This window comes from Candidatus Aegiribacteria sp. (genome assembly GCA_021108435.1).
Classification (GTDB): domain Bacteria; phylum Fermentibacterota; class Fermentibacteria; order Fermentibacterales; family JCC-6; genus Aegiribacteria.
On sequence record JAIOQY010000181.1, the window covers coordinates 1 to 14966 of the forward strand.

Below are 14966 nucleotides of genomic sequence, written 5' to 3' on the forward strand. Positions count from 1 at the left end.
GTAATAATCAGAATTTATGGCTTAAGAGTTATCCGGTTCAGTTTCGATTTTTCTCTTCATTATAAGCAGAGAACTGCCAAGACAGGCTCCAAGCGTGGCGACTATCCATCCTTCATTCTGCTTCTCCTCGATGATATCGGACACTTTACTCTTAAGACTCCAGAAAACCTGGACGACTTCATGCTTATACTTATTTCCATCATCAACCATGATAAGCATATTTGCTCCTGAAACATCCGCAAGCGCAGCAACCTGCCAGCCCTGTTTTTCTTTGCTCTCGATGGTCTTCTTCATGGAAGCTGCGCTTTTCCATGAAGCCGGAATCATCAAATGTTTCATCATTTAACCCCGTTCATCAGATTCTAGCTGGGGATCCATATTTTTTTTGCAGCTATGATCTCTGCACCCTTCGGGAAACTCATCTGTTCAGCTGAGATGCAGTGGAAGACGAAACCCTTCCAGGGAAGAAGGTATTGCATCTTCTTCTTCTTGAATCCTGAGGGTGCGATAACGATAACAGGTTCGGTTGTGCGAGAAAGAATCTTTGTGAATTCTTCCGGGTCAAGACGAATTATTGCTCCGGAAGCCTTCACAGCATTAGCCATTGCTGCAGCTGCAGCAGTTGAAGCGCCTGTTACTGCAAGAACCGCTGCGCTCACGATAGGATCACCCATGTTTCTCCTCCATCAATAGTCCAGACAATACACATGAATGCTGGTTCGGTACAAGACCTGCGACACCATGCAGGCTACAATTTTCCCATTATCTTTGTTTCTCCTGATCCTTCTCGAAGATCCTCTTACTTGTTTTCAGTGCACAGAGGTGACCGCACATGGAGCAGACATCGTTGTCCGATGGAAGAGCTTCATCCCTTTCATGTCTTGCGGTGGCAGGATCAAGCGAAAGGCTGTACTGAGCTTCCCAATCGAATCTTTCCCTTGCCTCAGCCATCAGGTTATCAGCCTTCATTGCACCTCTGGTTCCCCGAGCGATATCAGCAGCATGAGCGGCAATTCTCGATGATATCACACCGACTTTCACATCTTCAACATCAGGCAGACGAAGATGTTCAGCAGGAGTTACGTAGCACAGGAAATCCGCTCCATACCATGCGGCCATTGCGCCGCCAATCGCAGAAGTTATGTGATCATATCCCGGGGCGATATCTGTAACTATAGGACCGAGAACATAGAAGGGAGCTCCTCCACAGAGACTTTTCTGCATCCGGATGTTTTCAGCGATTTTGTCCATGGGAACGTGTCCCGGACCTTCTATCATCACCTGTACTCCAGCTCTATGAGAACGTTTCTGTAATTCTCCAAGCGTAATCAACTCTTCTATCTGCGCCCGATCGGAAGCATCAGCGATGCAACCGGGTCTTAATCCGTCTCCGAGAGAGAAGGTTACATCATATTCATGGAGAATATCTATCAGACGATCGAAGTGCTCGAAGAGAGGATTTTCCTTACCGTGTTTTTCCATCCATTCGGCGAGAAGAGAACCTCCCCTGGAGACAATGCCCAGTTTCCTGCCCTGAACATGAAGAAGTTTCAAGGCTCGCGTGGTAACACCACAGTGAAGTGTAAGGTAGTCTACTCCCGCTATACAGTGATCTTCTACTGCAGAGAAAATATCATCCTCGGAGACATCACTAACGTCTCTGTTTCCTCGCAGGGCTTCACCAAAAACTTGATATAGTGGAACCGTGCCGATTGGAACAGGACTTCTTTCCATGATTCTGCTTAGAATCGTTTTCCATTCAGATCCTGTAGAAAGGTCCATAACTGTATCTGCGCCGTAAGCAACCGCTACTCTAAGTTTATCAAGTTCAACTTCGGTTGATTCCATGTCAGCTGAGCTGCCGATGTTGGCATTTATCTTAACGGTCAATCCATGCCCGATGGCGCAAGGTTTCCGGATATCGTGAGTTCTGTTCGCCGGAACTACAATAGTTCCATCAGCCAGACCCTTTACAAGTAAATCAACCGGAACGTTTTCCAGTTCAGCAGTTCGTTCCGCTACAGTGGTCGCCTTTCCCTGCCGCGCCATTTCGATTGCTGTTTTCATTATTCTTCCCACCGTTTCTCCCTTCGCCGGTATTATCCGGATCAGGTTCAAAGGGTCTGTTCTCAGCCCTGGCCTGCTGAACTCAGAATCAATCTGCTGCAGGCTTCAGACACCCCATCATTCACACTACTACCATAATCAATTCTTATCAGTACAGTTAAAAGATAAGTGCGGATTATGGAATCATTCGTTATTGTTCCGCAGGAGGTAAAAATGGCAGAGAATGATAACAGCAAACTGGTATCAGTACTTGAAGCTTCTTCTGAAATGGAAGCGATAACCATTAAGGCATTTCTCGAAACCCAGGGAATAGTAGCCGCAATCCGAAGCAGGCAGATCCCAATGTACAATGGCATTGCCAGAGTATGGAATCCGATATGGGGTTATGTGATGGTTATGGAGCCAGATCGGCAGAGATCTGAATATCTGATTCTTGAATACATTGAGTCCTTGAACGATAGTACCGGAACAGAGGAAGAGGGCTAGGATGATTCCCGTTCTGCTTCAGAGCCTTATCATTAGTATGAATTCCTGGATATTTGCGCCTGCACCACCGGATTCAATTGAAATTATGGATGCTCTTCGAGAAGATCCCATGGAAGTTCTGGTTTTCATGGCCAGAAGCGGCTGGAGTCCTGACCGGTTCAGTCCGGGAAGTCTTGCGACACATCTCATAGAGGTGGATTTAACCTGTTCGACTGAAGCTGCATGGTCAGCTCGCCTGATCGGTATACCGCTTCAAACTGAAATGACACCTGTGCTGATTGAGTTCGGGGGGGAATCAATAATTCCTGATTCGCAGGATATTTCAGATAATCCGGCACTTCTGGATGCGCTTATCAACAGGATTCTCCATACTTTTGCGGAGGGCGAAGAACAGGAGAATCTGGAAGCATTTGTGGAAATCATTTCAGCAACCTGGGATTGTATTCCATCCAAAAGTAAATCTCTTTCTCTTGAAGCTCTCGGAAAACTGGGGATTGATATCACAGGAGACATCGCTCCAATCAGGATAGAAGAGGCCGGAACCAGCGCTTCAGCGCGATATTTCAGTACACTTGGTATTGAATACAGTTATACCTCCTCAGAAATGAATACAGCTTTGGAAAGGATCTACATTGCCGGATGCAGTTCTCCCGAGACAGTAGTGAGTATGCTGGATGATTCCATCTGGGCTGTACGATTCAGCGCGATTGAGGTTTGCGATCCATCCATCATTGGAGAACTGATCAATGATTCCGTTCCCTATGTCTCACTTGCGGCTTCCATTGCCAGGAGCGAAGCTGGATTCGATGATGGAGTAAACCGGCTTCGTGATCTGTCCATCACATTCGGACCGGTTGGGAACATGGCTGCGGAACAGCTTGGTTTTGCGGATACTCTTCTTCTCCGTGAACTGATGGCTCATCAGGATCCGGGCAGAAGAGCTGCTGCACAGACAGCATGGCTGAACGATTCAATACCTGTTGACTCGCTGCTGAAGGAGAGCTGGATATCAGATCAATACTGGGCTATTCCCATTTCATGGGCCTGGCATCTTGTCGATACTGGTGATTCAATAAAAGCTGAGAATGCATTACTGAGGATTTCAACTCTTCAGGGAAACAATTCAGATCAGATGCTGATTGAAGAATATGTAACTTTGCTGACGGACAGACTGAGGAGCGTAGAGGAGTCCGAAGAGAATCGGGAACCGGAAACGGCCGAATGGACACAATACGAATTTCCGTTTAATCCTGACAGTATCTCAATACCGGATACAGTTGTAATAGAGACAGATGTCGGAAATTTCACAGTTCTCCTCTGGGGAAATACTGCGCCTGTTACGTGCAGCAGTTTCTGGCACCTGGCTGGAACGGGTTTTTATGACAGTGTTTATTTTCACAGGGTCATTCCTGGATTTGTAGCCCAGGCAGGTTGTCCGGAGGGTGTCGGGACCGGGGGTCCCGGTTATCTGCTGCCAAATGAGCGAAGCACAAGACATTTTGGAAGAGGAGTCCTTGGAATGGCTGACGCGGGATTGAACACTGGAGGCAGCCAGTTCTTCATAATGCTGGATGATCACGGCAGGTTGGATGGCAGGTATACCGCGTTCGGTACTGTGTTGAATAAGGATGAACTTGATAGAATCACAGTCGGAACACAAATCAGGGACGTAGTCTGTTTAGTCAACTAAATGTCAGTATATAAACAATAATGAACCTATAAAATGTCTATTTGGAAATACCACGAATTTGTTCCTGACATTAACTATCAACCACTTGCGTGTGTATGTATCATTTGCTAGCTTCATGCCTGAATCAGGTACAGTTGTCGCTTAATGGAGGATGAACATGGCCAGGGATATTAAAAGGATTCTTGTAACAGGTGCTCTTGGACAGATCGGATCTGAACTTACTGTTGAACTCAGGAAACGCTACGGCTCCGATAATGTCATTGCTTCGGATATCAAATCAGATGAAAACAGTAAAGTAGTGAACGAAGGGCCCTGGAGCATTCTGGATGTGACCGATATCGAGGCTGTTTCCAATCTCATTCGTGAATACAAGATCGATACGATTTTCCATATGGCAGCCATTCTGTCCGCAACGGGAGAGAAGAATCCTCTGCTCTGCTGGAGAGTGAATATGGATGGTACTCTGAACATCCTCGAAACAGCAAGGGAGGAATCCCTTGCACGAGTGATAATCCCAAGCTCTATCGCTGCATTCGGTCCTGAAACTCCAAGGGAAAATACACCCCAGAAAACAATTCTCCGTCCGAAAACAATATATGGCGTGACAAAAGTATCTGGAGAGCTTCTGTGCGATTATTACGTTGAAAGATTCGGTGTTGACGTAAGGGGATTGCGCTATCCCGGAATTATCTCCTCGGAAACACCGCCTGGAGGAGGTACTACGGATTATGCTGTGGAGATTTACTACAAGGCTATTGAAGAGGGAAGATACACCTGTTTCGTACGAAGGAATACCATGCTTCCGATGATGTACATGCCGGACTGCATTAAAGCAACTCTTGATCTTGCGGATGCTGATTTTCACAATCTCTCTCACCATAGTGATTTCAACGTGGGGGCTCTTTCCGTGACAGCGGGGGATATTGCGGAGAGTATCAGTAAATTCATTCCAGGCTTCGAAGTTACTTATGAGTCTGATTTCAGGCAGGAGATAGCAGATACCTGGCCCAGCAGCATAGATGATTCCGTGGCCAGGAAAGAATGGGGCTGGGAACCGGAATGGGATCTTGATTCCATGACTGCTGATATGCTTGAGAAACTCAGGCAAAAACTATTATAATTAAACAGCTCTTCTAGCTAAGTTGAAGAAGTGTGGTACGTCCCTCTATAAAGGTCGGGCCAGGATTACTACTTCGCAGGTCTCACGAAATTCACCTGTATCGATTGCTCTTGAACCAAGAAAGATAATGTAACGTCCAACCACGAGTCTCTGACCGTTCTCACCGGTTCCATCCCAGATGATAACTCTTGAACTGCCGCAGGCCTCTCTGTTCAGGAGCTCCAGGATCAATCGACCCTGTACATTGTAGATCTCAAGTGTGACTTCGTTCTCAGGGCTGTTGAAGTTCATTTCAATCGTGAGCAGATCATCACGACCATCGCCATCAGGAGAGAAGGGATTTGGATGGAATTCAAGGAACTCACCACCTGTGCTTCCCGAAATGCAGCTGTTTTCATTCCCCGGTGTGCCTCCTGACATACATCCGCTCCAGCTTGCCGAGTCGTATCCTTTGAATTCCGGATTCAGCTTTTCAAGGCTTATTCCAGCTGCGCCGCCCCAGTCATCATCGTATGGTACGTAATCTGTTGCCTGACCTGTGTTATCTCTCAGAATAAGCTGGTCTGCCCATTCTTCTCCCTGCTGTGTGCTGTTATTCAGCGTGGGCCAGCTTGATGGCTGTAGAACGGGGCATTCAACATTTGCCCATAATTCCCTGAACTCGGAAGAATCTGATACTATCACGGCAAAGCTGTCCGGCTGGAGAAACAGAGTGTCATCGCAGAAAACAGCCTGATCACGTGAATCTTCGAAAGTCCAGCCCGATAACTGTTGACGATCTCAACCCATTCGGGTTCTCCTGGTGCCGGGCTGTACATTATCTCATTAAGTACAATGGAACCGTATGTATTCCAGATACATGATGTAGTATCGTCCGAGGAGAAAGAGTCTGCGGCACATATGGCTACAGCGAACAGAAGCATCTCTTCCGGACATGATACCCACTGGCAGTCTGCTTCAATTGAATCTCCAGGAGCAACAGTACCGCATACATAACTGTAGAAAAGTTCGTTCTCTGATGGGGCTCCGCTATGATCCCTGTCATCGTAAAAAGCTAAGGAGAGTTCACCTGATGGAATAGTATCGGTTCCTGAGTTGGTGAACCGTGCAGTAAGAACTGCATTCTCATTATCAGGTCCCATGGGTGGATCGCAGATCATACCGAGGGATGCCGCATTCATTCCCTCTACAATGAACGGGGGAGGGGCTCCGGGAGTCGGGCCATCATTAGATATAATCCAGTTGCTGAAGATGTCTGGTTCGCTAAGATCCTTTCGCTGGGCGCTGTTATCCTCGCCTGGATCAAAGGGTATTTCATCCAGACCGTCATCGTCTCTCAGTAAAGGATTATCGGAATCGATCGGTGTTCCATAAGTTGACATTACATCGGAAGATGTGGTGCCGCTGGACGTATAGAGTGAGATTGGGTCATTCTGCGAAAGACCGTCTCCGAGAGTGGTATTACCTGTAGTGAGGATAACAGTTCCGGAAGGGAAATTATACGGTTGAATCCCATCGGTATATTCCCGATCAAGAATTACAGCGAAGCAGTTTTCGGGAAGGAACTGACTGCATATCACATCGGGATCCTGCAGAATTCCGTATTCACTGTTCCATGGAATCAGCACATCCAGCGCATCGCCGTCAGTGAAGCTGCATCCGGAAATGTCAAATACACCCGGTCCGGGGAACCACATTTCAATGAACTCGTCATGATCCTCACTGGATGGGTTGCAGAGAACCTCTGAAATGACCAGAGGAACTCCGCCTCCGGTTGTGAAGCTTTCACATATGAAATCATTACCCGGCACTGCATCACCTTCAAGTGATATCCGTGCGGCAGCAGGATAACAGCCGGTTTCAGGTGCGCTGATAGTCACGGAGATGCTTGTATCTTCTCCAGGATAGAGAGAATCAGAAAGCTCTGTCAGGAGGATTTCATCAGGTTGTGCGATTGAATCAGCGTTCATATCCAGAAAAATGGATACTTCAGCTTCTATAAAGGGTATTGTCCCTTTGTTTGAGAAGAAAGCAGTAATGAGAAGTGAATTACCAGGTTCAGGATCCGGAGGAGTTATTCTCAGAGAATCAACTGCAGCGTCCGTTGTATCGGAATATTCCGCTGGAGCACCCGGTGTTCCTCCTTCCGGTGAAGTTACCCAGGAAAACTCTTCGTCCGGAAGGGTGAACAGTCTTCTCTGTACGCTGTAGTGCTCCCCCGGATCGTATGGGATGCCGTCGAGACCATCATCATCACAAAGGAGTGGGTCATCGAACACCAGAGGTGTTCCATAGGTGGATAGAGTGTTTATCTGAGCGGTTCCATTCAGATCGTACAATGTTATAGGATCATTGCCGGTAAGACCGTTGCCGATTGTCGTATTATCAACCGTGAATACATAAGTTGATCCGGCAAGATCGTATGGCTGGGTTCCGAATATGTACTCCGGATCCAGCACAAGAGCGTATCCATTTGCCGGTAAGTATGCTCCATAGACGGCATCAGGATCAGTGAGCTGAGTTTCAGACCATGTCACGATTACGTCCAGCGCGTCACCATCGGTGAAAGAGCATCCGGCGAGAGGAAAGATACCGGGGCCGGGATAGTATATTTCGATGAATTCGCCGTAATCTTCTTCAATAGGATTACAGATCACTTCTGTGATAACAGGATCTACACCTCCTCCCACTGCTGTTTCGATGGATCTGAAATCATCGAGCGGGTATTCATCATCTGGTACTTCCGCAAGAGCTGATGGAAGGTACCAGCCCTGGTCAAGCGCAGTCATTGCAGTGAATGTATTTGTTAATCCGGGTTCAAGCACTGCTGCAGAGAATTCCGCGATAATTTCTTCAGGAGTCGCAATAGAATCTCCCTGGCTGTCCAGAAAAAGTATCAGGGTACCGCTCGATGGAGAAACATTACCCCAGCAGGTGAAGGAAGCATGTATTTCAAATGGAGATCCTGCAGACGGTTCTACAGGATCAGTCCAGACACTGTCGCAGGAGATATTCATAGTATCAGGCGGAGCTTCAGCATGGGTTCCGGGTGTACCACCTTCAGGCCCTGTAATCCAGAATCCTTCCCCATCAGGAGATGACCAAGGGAATCGTTCAACTGTAAAACCTTCACCCGGGTCGAAAGGTATTCCGTCAAGACCGTCATCGTCCCTTTCCTGCCATGTGTCCGAATTGACAGGTGTACCGTATGTACTTACAGCATTACTGTCAGCGGTACCACCGGAGTTAAAGAGGGTAAGAGGATCGGAGGATGCCGCCAGACCATTGCAGATCGCGTGATCAGCGGTTGTGAGAATGAGCGTTCCGGGAGGTATCTCATACACGGGGTTATCCGGATAATCCAGTTCGAAAACGAGGGCGAACCCTTCTGCAGGAATGGTATCGGTTCCAAGAAGCATTCCAGGATGTGGAAAAGAACCAAAGATGATTTCATCCCAGGGAACGAGTTCATCGAGGGCATCTCCGTCTGTAATGCTGAAGTTACTCAAACATATTTGCTCAGATGAGGGATTGAATATCTCAACGAATTCACCGGAGATCTCAACAAGAGGATTGGCTGCAATTTCCGTGATGACCGGAGACTGAGATAACAGAACGAACTGGAGAACTGCTAATATTCCCATCGTTCTATCAGTTTATCTCGGAAATGTACCATTTGTCAAGTATCTTATCGAGTAATAATGGATTCCAGAACAGATGAAACGATAGGATCAATCCCTGTAACCTGCCAGCCAGCGGTTGTAGAGATAACAGGGATTTCCAGAGATACATTACCGATCCCGCTGATGTCCAGAGAAATAAATACAATACCGGTGCTGTTATCACACTGAAGACCGTCTATTTCCAGAATACTCTTTTCAAGGATATAAACTTGTCCTGGAGCTGACAGAATCATCTCCAGAACTGCGGTGTTGTCCCAGAATTCAATTTCTCCAGGAGCTGCTTCCAACCGCAATTCCGCGAATATCATCCCAAGATTTTCATAAGACATCGTCTGCATCAGATGAAGATATTCAGTGCATTCCTGCATGATCTGTTCAGCGCAGCCGCTTTCCAGTGTTATGAGAAATTCTTGCGGGGAGCCGTTCAGAACAGCGTTCCAGGTATTCAGTACCGCTGAGTCCGGTGCTGAACCATGCATCTGTGCAGCGGCACCGGTAGCCAGCATAAATAGCAGCGGAATAACGACTCCCCGTGTCATGACTACTCTTCTATCTTGAAGCTAACAGATACCTCTACTGAAATAGAGTAAGCTCCCGGAGTAATTGATGGAGATTGAGCATAAGAACCCAGCCCGCCACCGTAGTTATCATAGGCTCCGTAATCGCCGTAATAATAGTTGTTTGTCCATTCGCTGATGCTTGAGATGTTACCCAGTGATACTCCAAAACAGTCAGCCAGCTGTTCAGCTTTATCGTTAGCGTGTTCTGCTGCGCGCTGTCTTGCTTCCTCGAAAAGCGCGGAAGTGTCTTCAACGTAGAAACTGACTCCGTTTATGGAATTGGCTCCCTCGCTTACAACAGCGGCTAGAACGTCTCCAACCGATTCAATATCACGAATGTCCGCCTTTATGTAGTGTATCACGTGATATTCCATTTCCCCTGTGTACTCGTAGTCGTAGTCATCCCAGACCTGTTCCACCCAGAGGTTGTAGCTTGCAGTCTGCATATCTTCTCCGGCTACTCCTTCTGCTCTTGCCGCAGCCATGGCTGTATGGATCATTCGTGCTGCGTCATCAACTGGGTGATGTCCACACCGAAAACAATCGAAGCCACGTCCGGTTCCGCACTTGCGGTACCCATTCCTGTAGTCGTTATCATTGCAGGGTAATCGTAGTATTGCTGGCCAACTGCGATGCCCGTGAACATCAGCAGAACCAGGATAATTAACAGTCCGGTCTTTTTCATATAGAACTCCCTTCAGATGTTAAGTACAATCGAATAGAAAGATGCCATGATAATACATCGGCAGTAAGAATATATTCCTACTCGCCTATTATCTTAACCATCACTCTTTTTTTTCTTCTACCATCGAATTCACCATAAAATATCTGTTCCCACGGACCGAGATCCAGTTTTCCATCAGTAACGGCTACAACCACTTCCCGCCCCATGATCTGGCGCTTGTGGTGCGCGTCTCCGTTGTCTTCACCTGTTCTGTTGTGCCTGTAGCGGGATATCGGTTCGTGTGGCGCCAGCCCCTCGAGCCACTCGTCGTAATCCTGAAGTAAGCCCTGTTCATCATCATTGATGTAGACGCTTGCGGTGATATGCATAGCGTTAACAAGACAAAGCCCCTCTTTTATACCGCTCTCTCGGAGCTCAAGGTCTACAGCAGGTGTAATGTTGATGTAGTCTCGACGGTGTGGTGTATTGAACCAGAGGTACTTTCTGTGCGATTTCAATGATGTTCCTCCATTTCAGATAATTCGCCATCAGTAATTATATCTTTATCGATGCTTATAAGTTCCCATTCAGGATTGTACATGAGCTTTTCCGCACGTATGAGCATTCGCGAAACACCGGTTTCAGTTCCAGAAACACAGACAGCTGCGATCCAGGCCCTCTGAATAATATCGGGGGGGCCAATCTGCGCCACTGAAAAGCCCATGTTTAAAAGACGATCCTTCAGGGAACGAAGAAAACCTCTTCTGTCCTTAAGTGTTCTGCAGCCCCTGAAGTAAAGTTCTACTTTAATGAGACCGATTAGTGTATCAGTTCTTTCATTTGTCATACATATGCAATATAGCTGTTTCGTTACTGATAAACGAAGTATGCTGTGTACCTTCTATTGCAACCTTATGGATTTTTCAGTCCTGTTTCCAGTTTGTTTCGCACTTCTCTCTTAACTCTCGCGGCGAGTACATCATCATGAACGTACAGGAATCTTTCTACCTCTGCGGGATCATGAACAACAAGTTCTCGAAGTGCCCAGGATAAGGCTTTAACAACCATATCATCATAATCCGTAACCAGCATACCACATATCGCCAGCGTATTACAGGCATCACCTTTTCCGCCATAGGATCTCATGTTCAAAGCCACAGTACTGACAAGCGCTGCTCGTCTCCACCAGCGGTCTGGTGACTGCGCCCAATCGCGAATCGTATCTTCAGATATTAATCCATCTCTCCATGCCGGACCTGATAGAGTGCGAGAGAAGCAATCCACAGATGACCAGCTGTTCATACCGTACCCGAGAGTTTCAAGACTTTTTCTGTCAAGAGAGTGAAATGCATCATGATGATACTTAATGAATTCATAAACTATCCATCGATACTTACTGGTATCGAGAATCAAATGTACTACCTCAAAAACATATAGTGCGTCTTCATCTCTTAGCTTCTTTGAATACTTCCGACGCAACTTCCTCATAGGAGCTGTAGTCAATTCAGGAATCGATTCAAGTTCATTGATGAATTCTGCGGCAAAATCATTCGGTTCCATGGAATCACCTCGTAATACTTAGTTCAAAATGCAATTCTACAATTTATGTTAACTGAAATTTTATTTAGTTGCGTATTTAGAAGTATTTTTATTGATAAATACATCTTGTCGTAATGAGCCACACCTGTTAAAACATACACGCGTAGTCATTAGGATGGTAAGCACTACGCTTGTTATTGTGCTAACGACAATTGCTATCATGATCATAATTTGATATTTAATAGCAACTTCAGGGCTTGCGCCTCCTAGAATAACTCCTGTCATCATACCAGGAAGAGCTACTATTCCCATTGTTGCCATAGAAGCAAGTGTGGGTTTTAACGCAAGTTGAACACTTTCACGAAAATACGGAAGTAATGCCTCATAATGAGAAGCTCCAAGCGATAAAACATATGAATAGTTTTTTGTATCCTTTTTCAGATTTTTATAAAAAGTAGTAATTCCAACAATATTGCCCCTGAGAGAATTGCCAAGAAGCATTCCACCAAGAACTATCAGGTACCTTGCGTCAAAAACATTAGTAAGCGGGATAACGAAAATGTTCAAGTAAAAAACAACGACAAATGTTGCAAAGGAAAATGATACAAAACTGGGTAGGAAAATCTTGCTGATTTTTACGGAAGAACCTTTTATAGCAGAATATACAGCAACTGTAATCATGATTGTTAACCATAAGATATTGATAAACGCGTTATTCCATAAAAACAGATATTTAAGAAATACTCCAATCAGAATTAGCTGAATGGACATCCTTGCAACAGAATTGAATAGGGATTTAATTAAGTGCAGTCCGAAAACTAGGCTGATTATTACAGGTATAGTCAATAATAGAAATACGAGTCCCAATGAGAATATGGTGATATCTACTGTTTCCATCTTCCCTCCTCCAGGGCAAAAACCTTAACAGAAGGGTTTTCAAGCCATACAGGGTCATGGGAAATTACTAAAGAAGTCCAATCCTTTCTTTTCACAAAATAATCTGCAACCTTTTTCTTGAGATGCTTATCAAGAGATGAAGTAACCTCATCCAGAAAGAATATGTTTCTTTCAAGCAGAACAGAAATTACAACAGCTAAACGCTGCCTTTCGCCACCGGATAAATCTTCGACATTCTTATCGATGAAATCGCCGGTAAGCTCGAAATACCTTAAAAGATCGTCAACCTTATCTTTGCTGAAATCCAAGTGCATATTCGTTTTTAATCTTGAAACAAAACCAAGTAAGTCAATAATATTTCCAGAGCCTATGCTTACGTCTTGATCAATATAGGCGACCTTTTTACGGATATCCCATATGCTCTTTTCATCAACACGCATTCCATCGAAGATAACTTCTCCTTCGCTGGGTTTGACAAATCCTAAAATCATGGAGAAAAGAGAACTCTTCCCTGAACCTGATTTTCCTAATATGACGACTTTATCCCTCTGCTGTATCTCAAAAGAGAGGTTATGAATTACCGTTTTACCATTATAAGATAAATGAATATTGTTAAACTTTATCATTAATATCCTTGATTACATAACGTGTTCTTCAGCGGGTTCGGTCTTTACACTTCACTGAAATATTTTTTATATGACCTGTTCTTTTTGTGCCACTTTTACCGATCTGCAGATAAGAACCGAGAATAGCATATCGTAGTTCACCTTATCTGCACCCTTAATCAACAATCTCTGCTCTTTCAACAACTCCAGGCCGTTTGTTTCCAGTAGCTTCATAATATACTGCGGTGAATGCTTAAATATTGATACTCCCCATGCAGTCGGTTCCTTAATGTAGTCCATATCTGTCTCTTGCGGCGCGATTGTAAAGGCGAACAGGCCGTCCTTTTTCATGACTCTTCTTGCATCAGTGAAGATATCTGACAGATCACCAATGAAATGGAATACCCCGCAGGAGATAACATGATCGAAATACTGATCCTTATATGGAATTGTATCCAGGTTAATATCGTAACGCTTCAGTTCTGCCGCGAATGATTTTGATTGACATGCATTCAGCATATCCTGTGATTCATCGAGTCCATAGATTCTCAAACCCACTCTGGAAAACTTTATAGAACCCAGACCAGTACCAATGCCTATATCAAGCAGTTTTTCACCTGTATTAACATAATCATAACACATCCCGAAAAGCACATCATGACCGTAACTGTCATACTCTTTGATCTGACTGTCATAACTGCTTGCCAATTCCCTGTAATTGGATTTATTCACATCTTGATTCATTCTTGCTTCCTATCTCTGCTTCATAACGCTCAACATTAAGCAGGTTACGACAATCTTATCCAGCATTACTTCTACAGCAGCTCTGCTGCATTTTGTTATGTGTTTCATTTATTTCCATTTGGTTTCTGTGCAAGAAGAGTGAGATGATGCTTTTCTTTGTCGTAAGGTTTACCGCTAATGCCACCATAGGTTTGAAGATTGCTGAATCCTACGGAGGTTACCAGATCGCAATACTCGGATGTCCCATATATCCGCATACCATACGTATATTCTCGACGCTCAGATCCTTTGAGAACAATCCATCGAGTAGTATTCCAGGTCCAATTGTCATTGGCTGTTGTTTCTTCAAGTCTAATAGTTCCGTCGCTCTCCTCGTGCCAATCCCTGGAGCATCTTGAGGATCGGTATGCAATGATGCACTCTCGAGTAACATCTTGAAGAAGAAGTTTGCCCCCTGGTTTCAGCGACTGAAAGCAATTCTCAAGAACTTTTCTGTCATCCAGGGGATTCTGAAAGTATCCGAAGGAGTTATACATGATAATGATGTTCTCAAAGCTATCAGGTTCTACGAAGTCTCGCATATCTGCGCAAAGGAATCGGGCATCGAGTTTCATATCCAGTGATTTTCTGGAGGCTTCCTGTATGAAACCGGCATTCAGATCGATACCAGTAACGGAGTATCCTTGTTTGGATAATGCCAGTGAATGTCTTCCAAACCCGCATGCCAAATCCAGAATTGATTCACCGGGTTCCATATCCAGGAGCTTCGCAATTCCGGCGGCAGCAGCTTCGGACATTTCGATTCTTTCCTTGCTCCAGATGAAGGAGCGATTAGCTTCCCAGTATTCTGGATCGTTAAACCATTCAGACGGGGGTAGTTTCAATTTGTTTTCCTTTCACACAACACAGGA

Annotated in this window: 18 protein-coding genes and 1 riboswitch; of the genes, 3 read left to right on the plus strand and 15 right to left on the minus strand. The window is 45.3% G+C overall.

Going from position 1 to position 14966, the window contains the following annotated elements; genetic code table 11:
* Positions 1 to 21 precede the first annotated feature (21 nt).
* The 3 genes from K8R76_10555 to thiC all read right to left on the minus strand — a co-directional run bounded on the left by K8R76_10555 (position 22) and on the right by thiC (position 2067).
* On the minus strand, positions 22 to 342 hold the full coding sequence (locus K8R76_10555) for a hypothetical protein (GenBank protein ID MCD4848616.1): 321 nt from the start codon (positions 340 to 342) through the stop codon (positions 22 to 24).
* A gap of 20 nt (positions 343 to 362) precedes the next feature.
* A complete protein-coding gene (locus K8R76_10560; protein ID MCD4848617.1) occupies positions 363 to 674 on the minus strand; it encodes a hypothetical protein in 312 nt (103 codons plus the stop codon).
* Positions 675 to 762: 88 nt separating this feature from the next.
* Positions 763 to 2067, minus strand: coding sequence for a phosphomethylpyrimidine synthase ThiC (gene thiC / locus K8R76_10565; GenBank protein ID MCD4848618.1), 1305 nt, complete (start codon positions 2065 to 2067; stop codon positions 763 to 765).
* Position 2068: 1 nt separating this feature from the next.
* A riboswitch (TPP riboswitch) is annotated at positions 2069 to 2194 on the minus strand.
* A gap of 86 nt (positions 2195 to 2280) precedes the next feature.
* On the opposite strand from thiC, the gene K8R76_10570 reads away from it, so the two are divergent.
* From K8R76_10570 to K8R76_10580, 3 genes are all read left to right on the plus strand, one after another.
* Positions 2281 to 2553 carry a hypothetical protein gene (locus K8R76_10570; protein ID MCD4848619.1) on the plus strand — a complete coding sequence of 91 codons (273 nt, stop codon included), beginning with the start codon at positions 2281 to 2283 and terminating at the stop codon, positions 2551 to 2553.
* Between the two features lie 1132 nt (positions 2554 to 3685).
* On the plus strand, positions 3686 to 4243 hold the full coding sequence (locus tag K8R76_10575; GenBank protein ID MCD4848620.1) for a peptidylprolyl isomerase: 558 nt from the start codon (positions 3686 to 3688) through the stop codon (positions 4241 to 4243).
* Positions 4244 to 4412: 169 nt separating this feature from the next.
* On the plus strand, positions 4413 to 5363 hold the full coding sequence (locus K8R76_10580; protein ID MCD4848621.1) for an NAD-dependent epimerase/dehydratase family protein: 951 nt from the start codon (positions 4413 to 4415) through the stop codon (positions 5361 to 5363).
* A gap of 45 nt (positions 5364 to 5408) precedes the next feature.
* Here the strand turns inward: K8R76_10580 and K8R76_10585 are convergent, their stop codons facing one another.
* The 12 genes from K8R76_10585 to K8R76_10640 form a co-directional block, all read right to left on the minus strand.
* Positions 5409 to 6047, minus strand: a complete 639-nt coding sequence (locus tag K8R76_10585) for a gliding motility-associated C-terminal domain-containing protein (GenBank protein MCD4848622.1) — start codon at positions 6045 to 6047, stop codon at positions 5409 to 5411.
* Positions 6044 to 9007, minus strand: coding sequence for a lamin tail domain-containing protein (locus tag K8R76_10590; protein ID MCD4848623.1), 2964 nt, complete (start codon positions 9005 to 9007; stop codon positions 6044 to 6046). The genes K8R76_10585 and K8R76_10590 overlap by 4 nt, the downstream gene beginning before the upstream one ends.
* Positions 9008 to 9051: 44 nt before the next feature.
* Positions 9052 to 9585 (minus strand): hypothetical protein, encoded by a 534-nt coding sequence (locus K8R76_10595; protein MCD4848624.1) that lies wholly within the window; start codon positions 9583 to 9585, stop codon positions 9052 to 9054.
* A gap of 2 nt (positions 9586 to 9587) precedes the next feature.
* The gene (locus K8R76_10600; protein ID MCD4848625.1) at positions 9588 to 10106 is read right to left on the minus strand and encodes an SIMPL domain-containing protein; all 519 of its coding nucleotides are present in this window, start codon (positions 10104 to 10106) and stop codon (positions 9588 to 9590) included.
* Positions 10103 to 10291, minus strand: a complete 189-nt coding sequence (locus K8R76_10605) for a hypothetical protein (protein ID MCD4848626.1) — start codon at positions 10289 to 10291, stop codon at positions 10103 to 10105. The genes K8R76_10600 and K8R76_10605 overlap by 4 nt, the downstream gene beginning before the upstream one ends.
* A gap of 77 nt (positions 10292 to 10368) precedes the next feature.
* On the minus strand, positions 10369 to 10788 hold the full coding sequence (locus K8R76_10610; GenBank protein ID MCD4848627.1) for a secondary thiamine-phosphate synthase enzyme YjbQ: 420 nt from the start codon (positions 10786 to 10788) through the stop codon (positions 10369 to 10371).
* Positions 10785 to 11117, minus strand: coding sequence for a DUF503 domain-containing protein (locus K8R76_10615; GenBank protein ID MCD4848628.1), 333 nt, complete (start codon positions 11115 to 11117; stop codon positions 10785 to 10787). The genes K8R76_10610 and K8R76_10615 overlap by 4 nt, the downstream gene beginning before the upstream one ends.
* 65 nt (positions 11118 to 11182) lie before the next feature.
* Positions 11183 to 11830, minus strand: a complete 648-nt coding sequence (locus K8R76_10620) for a DNA alkylation repair protein (GenBank protein ID MCD4848629.1) — start codon at positions 11828 to 11830, stop codon at positions 11183 to 11185.
* A gap of 60 nt (positions 11831 to 11890) precedes the next feature.
* The gene (locus K8R76_10625) at positions 11891 to 12706 is read right to left on the minus strand and encodes an ABC transporter permease (GenBank protein MCD4848630.1); all 816 of its coding nucleotides are present in this window, start codon (positions 12704 to 12706) and stop codon (positions 11891 to 11893) included.
* Complete coding sequence (locus K8R76_10630) at positions 12694 to 13332, minus strand: ATP-binding cassette domain-containing protein (GenBank protein ID MCD4848631.1); 639 nt, start codon at positions 13330 to 13332, stop codon at positions 12694 to 12696. Before K8R76_10630 ends, K8R76_10625 begins: the two co-directional genes overlap by 13 nt.
* A 66-nt stretch (positions 13333 to 13398) precedes the next feature.
* The gene (locus tag K8R76_10635; protein MCD4848632.1) at positions 13399 to 14055 is read right to left on the minus strand and encodes a class I SAM-dependent methyltransferase; all 657 of its coding nucleotides are present in this window, start codon (positions 14053 to 14055) and stop codon (positions 13399 to 13401) included.
* Between the two features lie 104 nt (positions 14056 to 14159).
* Positions 14160 to 14939 carry a methyltransferase domain-containing protein gene (locus tag K8R76_10640; protein MCD4848633.1) on the minus strand — a complete coding sequence of 260 codons (780 nt, stop codon included), beginning with the start codon at positions 14937 to 14939 and terminating at the stop codon, positions 14160 to 14162.
* Positions 14940 to 14966 lie beyond the last annotated feature (27 nt).

Excerpts from the sequence above, each read along its gene's own strand:
- K8R76_10555 (MCD4848616.1), bottom strand. The coding sequence starts at position 342 with ATGATGAAACATTTGATGATTCCGGCTTCATGGAAAAGCGCAGCTTCC.
- K8R76_10560 (MCD4848617.1), bottom strand. The coding sequence starts at position 674 with ATGGGTGATCCTATCGTGAGCGCAGCGGTTCTTGCAGTAACAGGCGCT.
- thiC (MCD4848618.1), bottom strand. The coding sequence starts at position 2,067 with ATGAAAACAGCAATCGAAATGGCGCGGCAGGGAAAGGCGACCACTGTA.
- K8R76_10570 (MCD4848619.1), top strand. The coding sequence starts at position 2,281 with ATGGCAGAGAATGATAACAGCAAACTGGTATCAGTACTTGAAGCTTCT.
- K8R76_10575 (MCD4848620.1), top strand. The coding sequence starts at position 3,686 with ATGCTGATTGAAGAATATGTAACTTTGCTGACGGACAGACTGAGGAGC.
- K8R76_10590 (MCD4848623.1), bottom strand. The coding sequence starts at position 9,007 with ATGGGAATATTAGCAGTTCTCCAGTTCGTTCTGTTATCTCAGTCTCCG.
- K8R76_10595 (MCD4848624.1), bottom strand. The coding sequence starts at position 9,585 with ATGACACGGGGAGTCGTTATTCCGCTGCTATTTATGCTGGCTACCGGT.
- K8R76_10600 (MCD4848625.1), bottom strand. The coding sequence starts at position 10,106 with ATGATCCATACAGCCATGGCTGCGGCAAGAGCAGAAGGAGTAGCCGGA.
- K8R76_10605 (MCD4848626.1), bottom strand. The coding sequence starts at position 10,291 with ATGAAAAAGACCGGACTGTTAATTATCCTGGTTCTGCTGATGTTCACG.
- K8R76_10615 (MCD4848628.1), bottom strand. The coding sequence starts at position 11,117 with ATGACAAATGAAAGAACTGATACACTAATCGGTCTCATTAAAGTAGAA.
- K8R76_10620 (MCD4848629.1), bottom strand. The coding sequence starts at position 11,830 with ATGGAACCGAATGATTTTGCCGCAGAATTCATCAATGAACTTGAATCG.
- K8R76_10625 (MCD4848630.1), bottom strand. The coding sequence starts at position 12,706 with ATGGAAACAGTAGATATCACCATATTCTCATTGGGACTCGTATTTCTA.
- K8R76_10630 (MCD4848631.1), bottom strand. The coding sequence starts at position 13,332 with ATGATAAAGTTTAACAATATTCATTTATCTTATAATGGTAAAACGGTA.
- K8R76_10635 (MCD4848632.1), bottom strand. The coding sequence starts at position 14,055 with ATGAATCAAGATGTGAATAAATCCAATTACAGGGAATTGGCAAGCAGT.